The sequence below is a fragment of the Streptococcus sp. 11-4097 genome (assembly GCF_018215285.2).
Lineage (GTDB): Bacteria > Bacillota > Bacilli > Lactobacillales > Streptococcaceae > Streptococcus.
In genome coordinates this window covers 847,855-865,337 of record NZ_CP185262.1, presented here as the reverse complement: position 1 = coordinate 865,337, position 17,483 = coordinate 847,855, and the positions used below count along the sequence as shown (strand labels likewise).

Sequence of the window (17,483 nt, the reverse complement as noted above, 5' to 3'; positions counted from 1 at the left end):
CCACAAGACTAATCAGTTAAATTGACTTTAGGGACAACCTTTGCATCTTTCTCTGCTTCAATTAACTCAGCTCTTTGGAAACCAAACAAACTAGCTATCATATTAGTGGGAAAACGTCTAATGGTCTTATTATATTCTGTTGCAGTATCGTTATAATCTTTACGAGCGACAAACAAACGATTTTCAGTTCCCTCAAGCTCTGAAATTAGAGAAGATACTTGTGTGTCAGCTTTTAACTCAGGATAATTTTCTTGAACAACTAGCAATCGAGAAATGGCAGAAGTTAATTCGCTCTCCCCTTCATTTTTTGTTTCTGTATTTCCTGAGCCAATCTTAGAACGAGCATCCGCAATATTTGTAAAGATGTCTTCTTCGTGCTTCATATATCCTTTTACAGAATTTACAACATTTGGAATTAAGTCAGCTCTACGTTGAAGTGCCACTTCAATCTTCGAGTTAGCTTGTTTCACAGATTCATCTTTGCTAACAAGACTATTGTACGAACCTGCCAACACTATAATACTGATGAAGATAATTCCTACAGGAACTCCTATTAGAGCAATTAATTTTTTTGACATATTTTTTCCTATTTTCTATTGTTCATCATTTATCTACTATTTATCGATAATAAAAATTTCATTCTCTTTCATAGTTGTTTCTATATTTATTATCTCATCAAAAATTTCTAACTTATCAATTGAAGTAGAAAATAACAGTTATAAGCTTTCAATTTCGTTTTGTATTATAGTTATGATTTTCAATAACCTATTTAATTTGTTTTGTATTTTGTTTATTAGTAAAGATATTCATCCCCACAGTCATTCTTAAACGAACCACGCTAATAACTCTAACTAATACAGTAGTTACCAATGATAAACATACGTTTAAAAAATACCTATAAAAAATGAACAAAATAATGTTCTTATTTTAGCAATTCTGAAACTGGTTCGAAAACAATTTTTTCAATGTCAGAAAGGTAAATTGCCAATTGTTGTTGCTTGGTAAAGAATTCTGACAAGAGGCTATTTCCTTGAATCTGTTTACCAAAGCCTTCCATTTTAGCTTGGAAGGAAGCATCTGGCATTTGACCTGTCTGCGCTAGTCTTTGAATTTCCTCTTGGAAAGTAACATATTCTGTAAAGATTTTGCTTGCCTCAGCATCTGCTGCAATCGCATCTTTAGCTGCTTTAACAGCCTTGTATTCTGGTAATTCGCGTAGACCGCGACTGAGTTCATTTGCACTATCGTAAATATTTGACATGATTTTCTCCTTATTTGATGACGACTGTATAGTCTGTTTTTTCTGTTATTAGATGCTCGGCTCGTTCCAAGTCTTGAGCATTTTTAAATGAGATTTGTAGAATCCCGTGAATATCTTCACGGTTTTCCTCATTGATGTGAATATTAACCAAGGAAGTTCCTCGTAGCAATTCCAAAATCCTCAAGATGACATCTTCTTCATCGGGAACGTCAACATAGAGATCGTAAGAACTGTCCACTCCACCACATTTATGGATTTCCATAGCCTGACGTTGCTCACGCGCTTGGTTGAAAAAATTCCAGATTTGCTCCTCATCTCCCTTGCTGATGGCCTGACCAACCTCATCCAAACGCTCCTTGAAATCCTCAATCCGCTCTAGGATAGTCTCACGATTGGACAAGAGAATGGACGTCCACATACCTGGCTCGCTTTCCGCAATCCGAGTCATATCTCGAAAACCACCTGCCGCAAAGCGCCTTGCCATCTCATGTTCTTGAGCATAGACCGCAGTCTGCTCCATGAGACTAGAAGCCAGAATATGAGGAAAATGGCTAATCTGAGAAGTGACACGATCATGCTCCTTGGCATCAATTTCGATAAAGCGAGCATGAAGACCTGAAAGTAAATCCCTCATTTCCGCAAGCGTGTCAGGACTTGTTAGACTAGACGGTGTAAAGATATAATAAGCATTTTCAAAAAGATTGACATCCGCAGAAGCAGCCCCTGTCTTGTGACTACCAGCCATGGGATGGGCCCCGACAAAACGAACAGACTTGCCAGCCAAATATTGCTCCGCCGCATCCACAATAGCTGACTTGGTCGAACCAGCATCTGAAATAATCACGCCTTCTTTTAAGTCCAAGTCGGCCAACTCCTTAATGAAAGCAATGGTTTGCTTGATTGGCAAGGTCAAAATGATGACATCGGCCAGAGGAGTAAAACTGGCAAAATCATCCGTTGCACGGTCAATCATGCCTTCTTTCAAGGCAATATCTCTCGAAGCTTGACTGCGATTATAACCTAAAATTTCATAATCTGGATGATCGCGTTTGATACCAAGGGCCATCGAGGCACCGATCAAACCAAGACCTGCGATATAGACTGTTTTTGCCATAGGAACTCCTTAATAGTTCTTTGTATAGTCTCGATGTTTGGCCACTGCATCTTTTAATTCCTCTAGATTATCTGATGAGAATTTTTCAAGGATTTCTTGTGCCAGAACCGTTGCCACAACGGCTTCCATGACTACACCTGCAGCTGGAAGAGCAGTCGGATCACTTCTCTCCACAGTTGCCTTGTAGGGTTCATGGGTTTCGATATCCACACTCATAAGTGGTTTGTAGAGAGTAGGAATGGGCTTCATCACGCCTCGAACAACGATGGGTTTCCCATTGGTCATGCCACCTTCGAAACCACCTAGATTATTGGTACGGCGAGTGTAGCCGTCTTCTTTAGACCAGAGAATTTCGTCCATAACTTGGCTACCTTTACGGTAACCAGCTTCAAAGCCAAGACCAAATTCTACTCCTTTAAAGGCATTGATAGAGACAACAGCTTGGGCCAATCTTGCATCCAATTTTCTGTCCCATTGGACATAGGAACCAAGACCAACTGGAACACCTCCAACGACTGTCTCCACAACCCCACCGATAGTATCACCGTCACGTTTGATTTGGTCAATATAATCCTTGATTTCCTGTTCTCTTTCTTGGTTGACAATAGAAACATCAGACTGGGCAGCTCTTTCCTTAATCTCAGCAACTGTGAGATTCTCAGGAACATCGATTTCCTTGCCACCAAAGACTACGACATGGTTGGCAATCTCCATATCCAGCTCAGCCAAGAGTCGTTTGGCTACTGCGCCAACTGCCACCCGCATGGTGGTTTCACGAGCTGATGAACGCTCCAAAGAATTTCGCAAATCATCAAAACGGTACTTGATGCCCCCAACCAAGTCGGCGTGACCTGGACGAGGATGAGTAATTTTTCGTTTGCTTTTAAGGCGGTCTTCAATGTCCTCTGCAGACATGATGTCCAGCCATTTCTGATGGTCCTTATTGATGACATCCATAGTAATAGGAGCCCCTGTCGTCTTCCCGTGGCGAACACCCGAAGTAAAGATAACTTGGTCGCTCTCAATCTTCATACGACCACCGCGGCCGTAGCCACCCTGACGACGTTTCAAATCCTCATTGATGTCCTCTGCTGTCAAAGGAAGTCCAGCTGGAATTCCTTCAATGATAGCCGTCAGACGGGGGCCGTGTGATTCACCTGCAGTTAAATATCTCATACACTCTCCTTATTTTACCAAGTAGTCTTTCATCTCTTCCAGAGAAACTGGGTGAATGGTTGCAGAACCAAGCTCTGGCACCAAGACCAATTTCAAGGTATTGCCACGCGCTTTCTTATCATGAGTCAAAGCCTGATAAAGCTTATCAACATCCCAGTTTTCATAGTCAACAGGTAGTCCAAATTTCTGACACATCCCTGTAATAGACTGGGTTATCCCTTCTGGCATAAGGCCTTTTTCCTCAGCAACCTTGGAAATCTGTACCATGCCCATGGCTACAGCTTCTCCATGCATGACTTTTCCATAACCGGCAGTTGCTTCAATGGCATGGCCAATAGTATGGCCAAAATTGAGGTAAAGGCGAACACCATTGTCCAGCTCATCCTCAACCACCATCTTGCGCTTAACCTGACAAGAATGTTCAATCAAAGTCTCTGCATGTTCCAGAATGCTCTCAACAGAACCATCCAGCTCCGTCAAAATTTTCCACAGTTCTGGATCCTCAATCAAGCCATATTTGATAACTTCACCCATCCCTTCAATCAACTCTCTTTTTCCAAGTGTTTCAAGGACAAGTGGGTCAATCAGAACCCCGTCTGGTTGGGCAAAGGTACCCACCATATTCTTAGCAAATGGAGTGTTAACGCCTGTCTTTCCACCGATAGAAGAATCCACTTGGGCTGTCAAGCTAGTCGGTATCTGAACAAAATGAATACCTCGCATATAGGTAGAGGCTACAAAACCAGCCAGGTCCCCAACGACACCGCCACCAAGAGCCACGATTCCATCACTACGAGTCAGCCCCTGCTTAACTAGAAATTCATAGACTTTCTGAACAGTGGTCAGATTTTTCCGTTCTTCACCTTCTAAAAAGTCAAAAACAGCTACCTGAAAACCAGCATCTTCTAGGCTGAGTTTTACCTTCTCTGCATAGAGAGAGGCTACATGGTTGTCTGTTACAATGACCACCTTTTGTGGTTTCCAAAGTTCTCGCAACCATTGACCTGCCTGAGCCAGACAGCCTTTTTCAATCTGAATATCATAAGGATGATGAGGAATATCGATTCTGATTTTCATAGGAGAATCTCCCTTTCTTTATTGGTATTTTTCTGTTAAGGACTGCCAAATCTCTTCTGTTGGCATTTCCTTTCCTGTCCACAGTTGAAAAGCTTCTGCAGCTTGATAGAGCAACATTCCCAGACCATTGACTGCTGGATTGTCCTGACTTCTGGCCCATTTCAAAAATGGTGTTTCAAAGGGTTGGTAAATGATATCTGCTACTAAAAGAGTTTCTGATAGGACAATGCTTTCAGGAACTGGAGATGATTGACCGTCCATTCCTACACTTGTCGCATTGACAAGTAAATCCGACTCAGCAATCCTTGCTTGCAGTTCAGGAACATCTTCTAAAGCATACAAGTCCACTTTAAAACCTGTCTGCTCCTGTAACTTGTCTAGGTATGGTCTTGTTTTTTCCATGGAAACTGAACGAACAAAGACAGAAATCTGACTGACACCATCCAAAATAGCCTGTGCCAAGATAGACTTGGCTGCACCACCTGCACCAAGCAGGGTCACCTTCTTACCTGTAATTGTAAAAGAAGGCAAGCTCTTAAAAAATCCCTTGCCATCTGTATTATATCCAATTAAATTGCCATTCTCATTGACAACCGTATTAACCGCACCAATCAAGCGCGCTTCATCGCTCAGCTCATCCAAATAAGAAATCACTTGCTCCTTATAGGGCATAGAAAGGTTAATTCCAAACATCTGGTAGCGACGAATATTGGCCACTGTTTCTGCCAAGTCACCCGCTTCAATCTCCCAAGCCACGTAAGCACCATTGGTATCTGTCGCCTCAAAGGCACTATTGTGAATAAAGGGGGAAATAGAATGCTTAATAGGATTAGCAACAACGGCAGCTAAACGTGTATAGCCATCAAGCTTCATCCAAAATCTCCCGAATTTTTTTCATGTTAGCTAAGGAAATCTGACCTGGGGCACTTGCCTCATCTAGACTAGCAAAAGACCAGCTAGAACCCGTCACATCCGCAGTGATACGAGAGACCTTGCCCACCTTGCCCATAGAAATGGTCACATATTCCTGCTCAGGATTGAGGATTTTAAAGCCTCGTGTATAGTTCATCAAGTCTAGCACATCCTGCTCCGTGTGAGCCATCACCGCAGCCTTAACAAGTTTTGGATTTAAGCTCGTCAACTCTGACAAGATTTCCATCATATTTTCAGGTGTTTCTTGGAAATTATGGTAACTCAAAACGAGATTTGGGAAGTCCAGCATTTCCTCAAAAACATCCTTGTAGCTATAGTACTCAAAATCAATATAGTCTGGTTGATAGAGTTGTGCCACTTCCTTGATTAGATGGATATATTCTTCTGGAGAAAGGTCGATTTCTCCCCCTTCAGAGCGAGTTCGCAACGTGAAAACTAACTCACGGCCAGCGAATTTTTCAAAAATAGCTGGAGCCACCTGCAAAATCGCTTCCTTAGGCAGATAGTCGGCACGCCATTCAATGATGTCGGCATCTAGGTACCTCGTGACATCCAGAGCCTGGACCTCCTCTAAACTTCTTGGCATTACTGAAACAATTAATTTCATTTACTAACCTTCATACTAATCACCTTGAGGTAATTACTACTTTCATCTTTTTTATTATAGGCAAAATCTGCTGGAAGACCGTATTTATTTAAAATCTGGTAACTTCTTCCTGCAAAGCCTTTATCAATTTGTTCTGTAAATTTCTGGCGGGATACATTGGCAGCATTGGTGCTGGCAATAATAATACCGCCCGGATTTAAAATCTCAAGACTTTGGGATATCAACTTATGATAATCCTTAGCCACAGAAAATGTTTGTTTTTTGTTCCGAGCAAAGCTAGGCGGATCTAGGACAATCACATCATAGGTCAAGCCTTTTCGCTTGGCATACTTGAAATACTCAAAAACATCCATAACTATAAAACGATGGTCGTCTGTGCTGATTCCATTAGCCTGAAAATGCGCTTGAGACAATTCTCGTGAACGTTTGGCTAAATCAACCGAAGTTGTCTGGCTTGCTCCCCCCATGGCCGCAGCTACTGAAAAGGCTGCTGTATAAGAAAACATATTGAGCAAGGATTTACCCATAGCCAATCCATCCACTAAACTACCGCGAACTTCATGCTGGTCTAGGAAAATCCCTGTCATCAAGCCATCGTTCATAAAGACTTGATACAGAACACCATTTTCCAAAACAGTGAAGAAGTCAGGTGCTTCTTGACCATAAACATGGGCAGATTCATAGTCCAAACCCTTAAAACGGATCTTCTCATATGCTCCTAAAACCTCAGGAAAAACCTGTCTAAAAGCTTCTGAGATAACCTTGCGAATCTGATAAACATAAGAGTTATACCAAGAAAAGACAGCATAGTCGCCATAAAGGTCCACTGTCAGACCGCCAAAATCATCTCCCTCTTGGTTAAAGAGACGAAAGGCAGTAGTCAAATCATCTTGATAGTAGGCGCTTCTCTTTTCTTTAGCTTGTCTAAACAGTGTTTCAAAGAAAGCTTGATCGAAGGTCACCTTGTCTGTGCTCACAAACCAGCCCAAGCCCTTGTTTTGCTGAGAAAGGTAGGCAGTACCAAGAAAGTTTCCATCTTGACTATGGACTTCTACTTCCTGATCCTTGAGATTGTTATTCTCAAGATCGCTGGCTTCTAGTAAAACCAGTCCCTTTGAAAGCTTTTTTTCAACCCGTTTGTTGACTCTTATTCTATTCATAGTCACTATTATAGCAAATTTTGTGACAATTCTCAAAAAAGAAACTACCCTTGCTTTTTTACTCTAGTTTTAAAAAATGGTATACTAATACTAATAAAAACTTAGGAAGTAATTGTGTGAGAATCAATTTTAACAAAATCCAAAAAGCCATGGGTACCAGACTGGGTTTTGTCCTAACCCTTTTAATCCTCTATTGGCTCAAAACCTTATTAGCCTATACCGTTGACTTTAATTTAGATATTCAATTGGGCAAGCTGCAAGGAAATTACCTTGCCTTTATCGCCTTTTTCAACCCCCTTCCTTTGGGACTCCTCCTGCTGGCTCTAGCCCTCTATGCTCGCTCAACCAAGACCTTTTACAGTCTTAGTATAGCTATTTACAGCCTTTTATTCATTTGGCTTTATTCCAATGTCTTTTACTATCGAGAATTTAGCGACTTTATCACGGCCAATACCATGAAAGTGGTCAGCAAGGTATCTGTTGGTACTGCGGAACTAGAGTTACTGCGCTTTTGGGATTTCATCTATTTTATGGATTTCCCACTGCTGGCTTTCCTTTTCTATAAAAAATTCATCCAGTTGGATAGGAGACCTTTCAAATTCCGCTCCAGTGTTGCCATCACTGCTCTCTCGGCCCTGCTCTTTTCAGCTAACCTTTTCTTGGCTGAAATTGAGCGTCCCGATCTCCTGTCACGAGGATTTTCTAATTATTATATTGTTCGTGCCCTTAGTTTGCCAGCATTTTTAGGCTATAGTGCCAACCAGTCCTATAGCGCCAACAAAGAACGTGCCAAGGCCTCTGAGACCGACCTTCAACCTATCACAGACTATATTCAAGAACATTCTGCTAAGCCCAATCCAGACTATTTTGGCTTGGCCAAAGGGAAAAATGTGATTTATCTCCACTTGGAAAGTTTCCAGCAATTCCTACTGGACTATAAACTCAACATAGATGGAACTGAGCATGAAGTCACTCCCTTCCTCAATTCCCTCTACCATTCGCAATCAACCCTAGCCTTTTCTAATATCTTTAACCAAGTCAAGGCTGGTAAGACCTCAGATGCGGAAACCATGCTGGAGACTGGTTTGTTTGGACTTGACCAAGGTTCCTTTATGGTCAATTACGGTGGTACCAATACCCAGCAGGCAGCTCCTTTTATCCTATCGAAAAATGGCTACCAATCAAGTGCAGTCTTTCACGGTAATATCGGGACCTTCTGGAACCGAAATACAACCTACAAACAGTGGGGCTACCAATACTTCTTTGACGCTTCCTATTTTACTAAGCAAGACAGTAGCAACTCTTTCCAATATGGTTTAAATGATAAAATCATGATGAAAGATTCTATCCAGTATCTAGAGCACTTGCAGCAGCCTTTTTATGCCAAGTATATCACGGTGTCTAATCACTATCCCTATGCAAGCAATCTGACAGGCGATGAGCTTGGTTTCCCCTTGGCTAAAACCAAAGATGAAACCATCAATGGCTACTTCCAAACAGCCAACTATCTGGATAGCGCTATCAAGGCCTTCTTTGAGTATCTCAAAGAAAGTGGCCTCTATGAAAAATCCATCATCGTCATCTACGGAGACCATTATGGAATTTCTAACTCCCGCAATCCTGACCTGGCTCCCTTGATTGGCAAGACTTCTGAGAACTGGTCGAATTACGACAATGCTATGTTGCAACGAGTGCCTTTTATGGTGTTCATGCCTGGCTATGAAAAAGGACAAATCATCAATACCTACGGTGGACAAATCGATATCTTACCGACTCTCGAACATCTCCTTGGTATTGAGTCCAATTCCTTCCTTCAAGTTGGCCAGGACCTTCTGTCTCCAGATCATCAAGAAATCGTTGCCTTTCGGACTGCCAATTCCTTCGTTACACCAAAATACACCAGTTATGACGGCCGAACCTACTATACTGAGAGCGGTCTTGAAATCAGCAATCTTGATGAACAAGCTCAGACTGAACTAGAAATCGTTCGGCAGGCAGCCAGCCAACAGCTAAAACTCAGCGACCAGATTCAAACTGGTGATTTGATACGTTTCTACCAAGCAGATCATCTTGGAAAAGTTGATACAGAAAGTATTTCTTACCTCAATTCCTTGCCAATTCTGCAAAAGATTGAGCAGGAAAAAGGTAGTCAATCAACGAGCCTCTTTAGCCAACGACAAGGCAAAACCAGTACTGACCTTTTCAAGGCACCAAGTTACCAAGAACTCCACCCAGAGTCGGCTGAAGCTGAATCAAAATCACAATAAAAAATGCTCTTCCGCCTTGGAGGAGCATTTCTTTTTTAAAATTTATCAAGCAAGCGATCAACTAGCTTATCTTTTTTCTATTTCTGCCAATATGCGTGACAGGTAGTAATGATAGCCAAAAATAGCAAGACCAAGCAAGAGGATAAGAACTCCTACTCCCAAGCTGATGGCAAGGATAGCGGAGAGAGACTGAACCAAGAATAAGCTACCAATTACAAGAGCCATTAGGATTGCACTATAAATAAGCAATAGAACCATTGTGACTATGCCATTTGAACGATTCACCAGGTCCGTAATACTAGTCCAATTAGTTGACAGATTTTTCACGTCCTTAAAATAATGACGACAAGCAAGGATAATACTGGCAAGAATCCATGCCGCAAGAAGGTAAATCATCGGAAGGATTGGCAAGCCTAAATAAAGGGAAAGACCAAGTAAAGTCAAGATAGGTAAAAAGGACTGAACAGCAAATATAATCCAAAATTTCACTTTCACATAACGAGCAAAGTCAAAGGGCAAACTCTTCAGAAAATCAAAATTTTCCCTCTCCAGAGATAGCCCGATTGAAGGTAAACTTGTGATATTGTTATTTAAAACTGCTATAAACACTCCTACAAAAAACAAGGGTAACCAGTATGGAGGATGAATATCTGGAACTAACTGAGAATCTCGAATTTTGGAAATCAATCCGATCATCATGATATAAGGAAGAAAGGCACTTGTAAAAAGCACTGTAATGACGCCAGTCCCCTGTCCCAATAGGGAGAGGTTGTAGCGGAAAACCATGCGGAAAAATCCCTTTTTAGTTGTTGAAATCCCCTCTTTACTGCGACGTTCTTTTATGACTTTCTCCTCACTGTTAAGCAGGATAATGTCATAAAAACGAGGAAGAACCTTCTTTTTGGTCAGATAAAGTAAGAAGAGAGTTAGTCCTATCCAAGCGAGCAGACCCAGTATAGCCTCTGTCGAAAAAGGCTCCACTGCTATTTTGTAAAAGAGATGAATAGGATAAAGAAGAGGTGGAATGTCTCTAACTCTGTTAACTATATCTCCAGAAGTCGACTGTAGAAAGAAGACAAATAATAAAGGCGTGATAACCCCTATCCCAATCATCACATTCGCAAAAATAGACTGATACTTTCTAAAAACCGCAGTTTGAGCCAAGAAATGAACTGCCACTACCATCACTAGAGTCACAGAGACAAATAATAAGACCAAGGACACCAGCATTAAGGGCAAACCCAGCCAAAGAGAAGGAGCTAGCCTAATGTAGAGGACTAGAAAATAAGCAAGGATTGGTACAATTCCAGTTAGAGCTGGCAAGAGGACAGACAGTCCTTTAGCAATTATAATCTCTGATTCTTTAAAGGCATAGGGACTATAGGAGGCCAAGTCCTTACTCTCATAAAAGACATTGTAAAATGCAGTGAAAGACGTTGAAAAGGCAAGCACCAGTAAAATAGCAACTATGGTACTAAAAAAACTTGGCATTTCCTCAAAAGGAAAACGAAAGGCTAGATTAGAAAATAAGATGAGTAGCAACAAACTAGAAGCAAGATAAGAACGCAACAGTTTCCCTGATACATCAACCTTTTTATCAGGATTCTTAGCTTGCTTCTTTCGTAGGTTAGCCAAATTAGCTTCTTTAGATGAATAGAGAATATTGATATCAACTAATTTTTTAATGACCTTGAGACGCATCTGTAACCTCCTATTTTCTACCAGCAAGGCTAAGGTAGATACTTTCCAAAGACTGATCTGGGTGGTCTTTTCTTAAGTCCTCCACGCTACCACAATAAATCAAATGCCCCTTTTTCAAAATAGCAATCCGATCACAGACTTGCTCGGCTACCTCTAAGACATGGGTCGAAAACAAAACTGTTTTACCTTTTTGTGCATGTTCCTTCATCATTTGCTTCAAATCAAAAGCAGCCTGGGGATCTAAACCAGTCAAGGGTTCGTCCAAGACCCAAATATCAGGATCAGACAAGAGTGCCCCAATAACAAAAACTTTCTGACGCATTCCGTGAGAAAGAGTTTCAATAACCTGATAACGGTTTTCAGCAAAGTCAAAAACACTCAATAGCCTAGCTAGACTAGACTCCAAGTCAGAGCTAGTTAGGTCATAGGATGAGGCAAGCAATTCCCAAAATTCATTGGCCGTTAAACGCAAAAACAAATCAGGCGAGTCTGCAACGTAGCCAATCTTTCGTTTGATCGCTAAACGATTTTCCGATAAATCCTGGCCATCTACCAAAATACGTCCACTGCTGGGTGAAATGATACTGACTAGAGATTTTATGGTGGTCGATTTTCCAGCACCATTATGGCCAATCAAACCCATAATCTCTCCGTTTTCAATCTGCAAATTGAGATTGCTCAAAGCCTCTATATCACCATATAACTTACTAACATTTTGAAATTCAATCATGAGAAATCTCCTCTCTTTATCTATGTAATTTACTATAATTATAGCGCTTTCATTTTAAAAATCAACATTTTATATAAAATAGTCAAAAACTTATTATTCAGTTTTACGCAAACGATTGAGCTAACCAATACTTTATGATAGAATAAAGAACAAGATTGACAAGTAAGAGGAAACATCATGCAAAATCAAACACTCATGCAATACTTTGAATGGTATCTGCCCCATGACGGCCAGCACTGGACACGTCTGGCTGAAGATGCTCAACACCTAGCTGATCTCGGTATCAGTCATGTCTGGATGCCACCAGCTTTCAAGGCTACCAATGAAAAAGATGTCGGCTATGGTGTCTATGACTTATTTGACCTTGGAGAGTTCAACCAAAAAGGGACTGTCCGCACCAAGTATGGTTTCAAAGAAGACTATCTTCAAGCTATTCAAACCCTAAAAGCGCAGGGAATTCAACCTATGGCCGATGTGGTGCTCAATCACAAGGCTGCTGCTGATCATATGGAAGTCTTTCAGGTTATTGAAGTGGATCCTGTAGACCGTACAGTTGAACTTGGGGAACCCTTCACCATCAATGGCTGGACTAGCTTTACCTTCGATGGTCGCCAAGATACCTACAATGACTTCCACTGGCACTGGTACCACTTCACCGGTACAGACTATGATGCCAAACGCCGCAAGTCTGGCATTTATCTCATCCAAGGAGACAACAAGGGTTGGGCAAATGAGGAATTGGTCGATAACGAAAATGGTAACTACGACTACCTCATGTATGCCGACCTAGACTTTAAACATCCTGAAGTCATCCAAAATATCTATGACTGGTCTGACTGGTTCATGGAAACGACTGGTGTAGCTGGTTTCCGCTTGGATGCCGTTAAACACATTGACTCTTTCTTCATGAGCAATTTTATCCGTGATATGAAGGAAAAATACGGTGAAGATTTCTATGTTTTTGGTGAATTCTGGAATCCTGACAAGGAAGCCAATCTAGACTACCTTGAAAAAACAGAAGAACGCTTTGACCTTGTCGATGTTCGTCTCCACCAGAATCTCTTTGAAGCCAGTCAAGCTGGCGCAAACTATGACCTTCGCGGCATTTTCACAGATAGCTTGGTTGAACTCAAACCTTACAAGGCTGTAACCTTTGTCGACAACCACGATACCCAACGTGGTCAGGCTCTTGAGTCTACTGTTGAAGAATGGTTCAAACCAGCAGCCTATACTCTCATTCTATTACGCCAAGACGGCCTTCCATGTGTCTTTTACGGAGACTACTATGGGATTTCAGGGCAGTATGCTCAACAAGATTTCAAAGAAGTCCTTGACCGCCTCCTAGCTATCCGAAAAGATTTGGCTTATGGAGAACAAAATGACTACTTTGATGATCCAAACTGTATTGGTTGGGTACGCTCAGGTGCTGAAAATCAATCCCCAATCGCAGTCTTGATTTCCAATGACCAAGAAAACAGCAAATCAATGTTTGTCGGCCAAGAGTGGGCTGACCAAACCTTTGTAGATTTACTTGGAAACCACCAAGGTCAAGTTACAATTGATGAGGAAGGTTATGGACAATTCCCAGTCTCAGAAAGATCTGTAAGTGTCTGGGCAGCCAATACAATCTAATAGTTCATGATAATCAAGTCAGATCCAAACGGATTTGGCTTTTTAAGTATGAAAAAGACCTACCCAAATGGATAGATCTTTACTTGATTACAATTTACCTGCTACTGCATCCAACAAGTCTTGGATTTTCGCTTGGTTGCTTCCTCCTGCCATGGCCATGTCTGGTTTACCACCACCACGTCCATCAACAATTGGAGACAATTCTTTGACAAGGTTTCCTGCATGAAGGTCTTTTGTCTTGCTTGCGACAAGGACATTGACTTTGTCACCGATAGCGGCAACTAGGACAAGCAAGTCAGAGTAGTCTTTTTGTTTCCAGTTGTCCGCAAAGGTACGAAGGGCACCTGCATCTGATACTGAAACTTGGCTGGCAATGTAACGGTGGCCGTTTGCTTCTTGAACATTCTTGAAGACATCGCCTGCTGCCGCTGCTGCCGCTTTTTCCTTCAATTCGGCATTTTCTTTTTGCAATTGACGGAGTTGCTCTTGAAGTCCTTCAACCTTGTGAGGTACTTCCTTGAGTTGAGGGGCTTTCAAGGTTGCTGCGACTGCTTTCAGTACATCTTCTTGGTCACGGTAAGCTTCAAAGGCTTCCTTACCAGTCACTGCCAAGATACGACGAGTTCCTGATCCGATACCTTCTTCTTTGACAATCTTGAAGAGACCGATCTCAGAAGTATTGCCAACGTGGGTACCACCACAAAGCTCGATAGAGTAGTCACCGATAGTAACAACACGAACTTCCTTACCGTATTTCTCACCAAAGAGGGCCATAGCTCCCATTTCCTTGGCAGTGTCAATATCCGTTTCAACTGTCTTAACTTCAAGAGCTTCCCAAATTTTCTCGTTGACTTGCTGTTCAATCGCACGCAATTCTTCAGCGGTTACTGCTTGGAAATGGGTAAAGTCAAAACGAAGGAATTCAACTTCGTTAAGAGATCCTGCTTGTGTCGCGTGGTTTCCAAGGATATTGTGAAGGGCAGCGTGAAGCAAGTGAGTCGCTGTATGGTTTTTCATGACACGGTGACGACGATTAGTATCGATTGCCAAGGTATATTCTTGGTTCAAGGCAAGCGGTGCAAGGACGTCAACAGTGTGAAGAGCTTGTCCGTTCGGAGCTTTTTGAACATTTGTCACAGTAGCCACAACCTTACCTGACTCATCCAAGATTTGTCCGTGGTCAGCGACCTGTCCACCCATTTCAGCGTAGAATGGCGTTTCCGCAAAGATAAGAGAGGCAGTTCCTTCTGATACAGCTTCTACTTCTGCATTGTCAGCCACGATAGCTACCAATTTAGAAGACAATTGGCTAGCATTGTAGTTGAAGACACTTTCTACAGTGATGTTTTGAAGGGTTTCATTTTGCATACCCATTGAGCCACCCTTGACAGCTGAGGCACGCGCGCGCTCTTGCTGTTCTTTCATGGCTGCTTCAAAACCTTCACGGTCTACAGTCATACCAGCTTCTTCAGCGATTTCTTCAGTCAATTCAACTGGGAATCCATAAGTGTCATAAAGTTTGAAGACATCTGAACCAGCGATGACAGATTGACCTTTTTCTTTCAAGTCTGCTACAATGCCTTGGGCAAAGTGTTGACCTGAGTGAAGGGTACGCGCAAATGACTCTTCTTCGCTCTTAACGATTTTTTCGATAAAGTCACGTTTCTCAAGCACTTCTGGGTAGTAGCTTTCCATGATTTTTCCAACGGTTGGAACGAGTTTGTAAAGGAAAGGCTCGTTGATACCCAATTTTTGACCATGCATAGAAGCACGACGGAGAAGACGACGAAGGACATAACCACGACCTTCATTTCCTGGAAGGGCACCATCACCGATGGCAAATGAAAGGGAACGGATGTGGTCAGCGATGACTTTAAAGCTCATGTTGTCGCCATCTTGGTCATAAACCTTACCAGACAATTTCTCCACTTCACGGATAATCGGCATGAAGAGGTCTGTTTCAAAGTTTGTCTTAGCCCCTTGGATCACCGCTACTAAACGCTCCAAACCAGCGCCCGTATCAATGTTCTTATGTGGCAATTCCTTGTACTCACTACGAGGAACAGCAGGGTCTGCGTTAAATTGTGACAAAACGATGTTCCAGATTTCGATGTAACGGTCGTTTTCAATATCTTCTGCAAGCAAACGAAGACCGATATTTTCTGGGTCAAATGCTTCTCCACGGTCAAAGAAAATCTCTGTATCCGGTCCAGAAGGTCCTGCACCGATTTCCCAGAAGTTGTCCTCAATAGGAATCAAGTGACTTGGATCCACTCCTACTTCAATCCAGCGGTTATAAGAATCTTTATCATCTGGATAGTAGGTCATGTAAAGTTTCTCAGCTGGGAAGTCAAACCACTCAGGGCTTGTCAAAAGCTCATAAGCCCAAGTGATCGCTTCGTCACGGAAGTAATCACCGATAGAGAAGTTCCCCAACATTTCAAACATAGTATGGTGACGTGCTGTCTTCCCTACGTTTTCGATGTCGTTGGTACGGATAGCCTTTTGGGCATTGGTAATACGTGGATTTTCAGGGATAATTGTCCCATCAAAGTATTTCTTAAGGGTTGCTACCCCAGAGTTGATCCACAAAAGTGTAGGGTCATTTACAGGAACCAAGCTCACTGATGGTTCTACTGAGTGACCTTTGGTCGCCCAGAAATCAAGCCACATTTGGCGTACTTGTGCACTAGATAGTTGTTTCATATTGTCTCCTTATTTACTTGTTTAATGTGATTGGCTTTCCAGCATTTCCACATAGTCAATCGCGACACAGAGGGAAATGACTAGGTCTGCAAAGCGTCCTCAAGGACCGTTACATTATAGGTAGAGGTCAGATGGAAGAGTTCTTTCTTGATTTCCGCAATCAGCTGATCGCGATCATCCAGCAATTTGAAATTCAAATCCCAGATATTGCCCTCGATACGAAGCCCCAGATTATCAAACTCATACTTATCTCGCCAGAAGGTCAACTTCTTACGAATGACAAAACTCGATCCGTCCTGAAACTGAATCTCAAAACGAGGAAGTAGAGTCCAAATCTCTTTACTAATCTCACTGACTTGGTTACCAAATGCATCATAGATAGTAAAGGTTTTGGGAATTTTAAAAAATGATCCCTCTACCTGATAGGCGATTTCTCCCCTGTCATCCTTGATAGCGAAGCGTTCGCCTCCAAGACGAAACTTTTGTTTGACAAGAAATGTTTTCATCAACACCTCCAAAAATCAAAAGACAAGCTCATATCACGAAGGGCGAAAAACCGCGGTACCACCTTCATTCAATGAACTTGTCATTCTCTTATTCTTATGCAATTGTTAAATTGAGTAGCATGATTTCCTAGCTTAGATGGCTCGCAGCACCGCCATTTCTCTGGACTAAGATGATTGAAAATCAATTCTCAACTTCCTTATTATATCGTTTTTTTAAGCTTGCGTCAACTGGAAATGATCCCCATTTAAATAACCCATTCCCTACATCTCTTCTTACTTTTTCAGGATATATTTTTTCTTACTGCTATCACTCTTTTTATCCCAACTTTTATCCCACATTTTCGAATTGCTAAAAATAGCTACGAAAATATTCCAAAATATAAAGTTTCCTATCACCAAATATATGGAATCAGTTGTTAGGTATTGTCGATCCAAACCATCCTTTAGATAGAATAGTATATATGTTTGGTTAACAATCATTAATGTTGGCCAATAACTTTTTTTGAAAAAAGTAGACATTTTCATTATTAGTTACCGCTTTCTGTAAGGTTAAACTTAGTATACTACTAGACAGGCAAATAAGCAACTATCATAGAAAAAGATACCGTTATAA

14 protein-coding genes and 1 pseudogene are annotated in these 17,483 nt (G+C 41.7%); 2 read left to right on the top strand and 13 right to left on the bottom strand.

Annotated features, from left to right (window positions below; translation table 11 throughout):
- Positions 1–8 precede the first annotated feature (8 nt).
- From KB197_RS04325 to KB197_RS04290, 8 genes are all read right to left on the bottom strand, one after another.
- Positions 9–578 (bottom strand): LemA family protein, encoded by a 570-nt coding sequence (locus KB197_RS04325; protein ID WP_064276486.1) that lies wholly within the window; start codon positions 576–578, stop codon positions 9–11.
- A 344-nt stretch (positions 579–922) separates the two neighbouring features.
- On the bottom strand, positions 923–1,261 hold the full coding sequence (locus tag KB197_RS04320; RefSeq protein ID WP_064276487.1) for a YlbF/YmcA family competence regulator: 339 nt from the start codon (positions 1,259–1,261) through the stop codon (positions 923–925).
- A 10-nt stretch (positions 1,262–1,271) separates the two neighbouring features.
- Positions 1,272–2,375 (bottom strand): prephenate dehydrogenase, encoded by a 1,104-nt coding sequence (locus KB197_RS04315; RefSeq protein WP_064276488.1) that lies wholly within the window; start codon positions 2,373–2,375, stop codon positions 1,272–1,274.
- Between the two features lie 9 nt (positions 2,376–2,384).
- A complete protein-coding gene (gene aroC, locus KB197_RS04310) occupies positions 2,385–3,551 on the bottom strand; it encodes a chorismate synthase (RefSeq protein ID WP_064276489.1) in 1,167 nt (388 codons plus the stop codon).
- 9 nt (positions 3,552–3,560) lie between these two features.
- On the bottom strand, positions 3,561–4,628 hold the full coding sequence (aroB, locus tag KB197_RS04305; RefSeq protein WP_064276490.1) for a 3-dehydroquinate synthase: 1,068 nt from the start codon (positions 4,626–4,628) through the stop codon (positions 3,561–3,563).
- A gap of 18 nt (positions 4,629–4,646) precedes the next feature.
- Positions 4,647–5,501 (bottom strand): shikimate dehydrogenase, encoded by an 855-nt coding sequence (locus KB197_RS04300; protein WP_064276491.1) that lies wholly within the window; start codon positions 5,499–5,501, stop codon positions 4,647–4,649.
- A complete protein-coding gene (gene aroD, locus KB197_RS04295; protein ID WP_212573948.1) occupies positions 5,491–6,168 on the bottom strand; it encodes a type I 3-dehydroquinate dehydratase in 678 nt (225 codons plus the stop codon). The genes KB197_RS04300 and aroD overlap by 11 nt, the downstream gene beginning before the upstream one ends.
- The gene (locus KB197_RS04290; protein ID WP_212573947.1) at positions 6,165–7,328 is read right to left on the bottom strand and encodes a class I SAM-dependent rRNA methyltransferase; all 1,164 of its coding nucleotides are present in this window, start codon (positions 7,326–7,328) and stop codon (positions 6,165–6,167) included. The genes aroD and KB197_RS04290 overlap by 4 nt, the downstream gene beginning before the upstream one ends.
- A gap of 149 nt (positions 7,329–7,477) precedes the next feature.
- Here KB197_RS04290 and KB197_RS04285 point away from each other — a divergent pair, with 149 nt between their 5' ends.
- Positions 7,478–9,595 carry an LTA synthase family protein gene (locus KB197_RS04285; protein WP_212573955.1) on the top strand — a complete coding sequence of 706 codons (2,118 nt, stop codon included), beginning with the start codon at positions 7,478–7,480 and terminating at the stop codon, positions 9,593–9,595.
- A 66-nt stretch (positions 9,596–9,661) separates the two neighbouring features.
- Here KB197_RS04285 and KB197_RS04280 read toward each other — a convergent pair whose 3' ends face one another.
- Together KB197_RS04280 and KB197_RS04275 are read right to left on the bottom strand one after the other, a co-directional pair.
- Complete coding sequence (locus tag KB197_RS04280; protein WP_212573946.1) at positions 9,662–11,296, bottom strand: hypothetical protein; 1,635 nt, start codon at positions 11,294–11,296, stop codon at positions 9,662–9,664.
- A gap of 10 nt (positions 11,297–11,306) precedes the next feature.
- Complete coding sequence (locus KB197_RS04275) at positions 11,307–12,026, bottom strand: ABC transporter ATP-binding protein (protein ID WP_016466649.1); 720 nt, start codon at positions 12,024–12,026, stop codon at positions 11,307–11,309.
- Between the two features lie 177 nt (positions 12,027–12,203).
- Between KB197_RS04275 and KB197_RS04270 the strand changes: the two genes are divergently transcribed.
- Positions 12,204–13,658, top strand: coding sequence for an alpha-amylase (locus KB197_RS04270; protein ID WP_064276494.1), 1,455 nt, complete (start codon positions 12,204–12,206; stop codon positions 13,656–13,658).
- Between the two features lie 87 nt (positions 13,659–13,745).
- On the opposite strand, the gene alaS is transcribed toward KB197_RS04270, so the two are convergent.
- The 3 genes and pseudogenes from alaS to KB197_RS04255 all read right to left on the bottom strand — a co-directional run bounded on the left by alaS (position 13,746) and on the right by KB197_RS04255 (position 17,395).
- Entirely contained in the window at positions 13,746–16,364 is a 2,619-nt protein-coding gene (gene alaS, locus KB197_RS04265; RefSeq protein ID WP_212573945.1) for an alanine--tRNA ligase, read from the bottom strand.
- Positions 16,365–16,385: 21 nt separating this feature from the next.
- Positions 16,386–16,870 (bottom strand): annotated as a pseudogene (locus KB197_RS04260) (LURP-one-related/scramblase family protein).
- A gap of 273 nt (positions 16,871–17,143) precedes the next feature.
- Positions 17,144–17,395 carry a hypothetical protein gene (locus KB197_RS04255; protein WP_033683376.1) on the bottom strand — a complete coding sequence of 84 codons (252 nt, stop codon included), beginning with the start codon at positions 17,393–17,395 and terminating at the stop codon, positions 17,144–17,146.
- Between the last annotated feature and the right edge of the window lie 88 nt (positions 17,396–17,483).

Bases quoted from the DNA above. Each gene is read 5' to 3' on its own strand.
- alaS (WP_212573945.1), bottom strand. From the start codon at position 16,364: ATGAAACAACTATCTAGTGCACAAGTACGCCAAATGTGGCTTGATTTC.
- KB197_RS04270 (WP_064276494.1), top strand. From the start codon at position 12,204: ATGCAAAATCAAACACTCATGCAATACTTTGAATGGTATCTGCCCCAT.
- KB197_RS04300 (WP_064276491.1), bottom strand. From the start codon at position 5,501: ATGAAGCTTGATGGCTATACACGTTTAGCTGCCGTTGTTGCTAATCCT.
- KB197_RS04290 (WP_212573947.1), bottom strand. From the start codon at position 7,328: ATGAATAGAATAAGAGTCAACAAACGGGTTGAAAAAAAGCTTTCAAAG.
- KB197_RS04320 (WP_064276487.1), bottom strand. From the start codon at position 1,261: ATGTCAAATATTTACGATAGTGCAAATGAACTCAGTCGCGGTCTACGC.
- KB197_RS04280 (WP_212573946.1), bottom strand. From the start codon at position 11,296: ATGCGTCTCAAGGTCATTAAAAAATTAGTTGATATCAATATTCTCTAT.
- KB197_RS04285 (WP_212573955.1), top strand. From the start codon at position 7,478: ATGGGTACCAGACTGGGTTTTGTCCTAACCCTTTTAATCCTCTATTGG.
- aroC (WP_064276489.1), bottom strand. From the start codon at position 3,551: ATGAGATATTTAACTGCAGGTGAATCACACGGCCCCCGTCTGACGGCT.
- KB197_RS04255 (WP_033683376.1), bottom strand. From the start codon at position 17,395: ATGAAAATGTCTACTTTTTTCAAAAAAAGTTATTGGCCAACATTAATG.
- KB197_RS04325 (WP_064276486.1), bottom strand. From the start codon at position 578: ATGTCAAAAAAATTAATTGCTCTAATAGGAGTTCCTGTAGGAATTATC.
- KB197_RS04315 (WP_064276488.1), bottom strand. From the start codon at position 2,375: ATGGCAAAAACAGTCTATATCGCAGGTCTTGGTTTGATCGGTGCCTCG.
- KB197_RS04275 (WP_016466649.1), bottom strand. From the start codon at position 12,026: ATGATTGAATTTCAAAATGTTAGTAAGTTATATGGTGATATAGAGGCT.
- aroD (WP_212573948.1), bottom strand. From the start codon at position 6,168: ATGAAATTAATTGTTTCAGTAATGCCAAGAAGTTTAGAGGAGGTCCAG.
- aroB (WP_064276490.1), bottom strand. From the start codon at position 4,628: ATGAAAATCAGAATCGATATTCCTCATCATCCTTATGATATTCAGATT.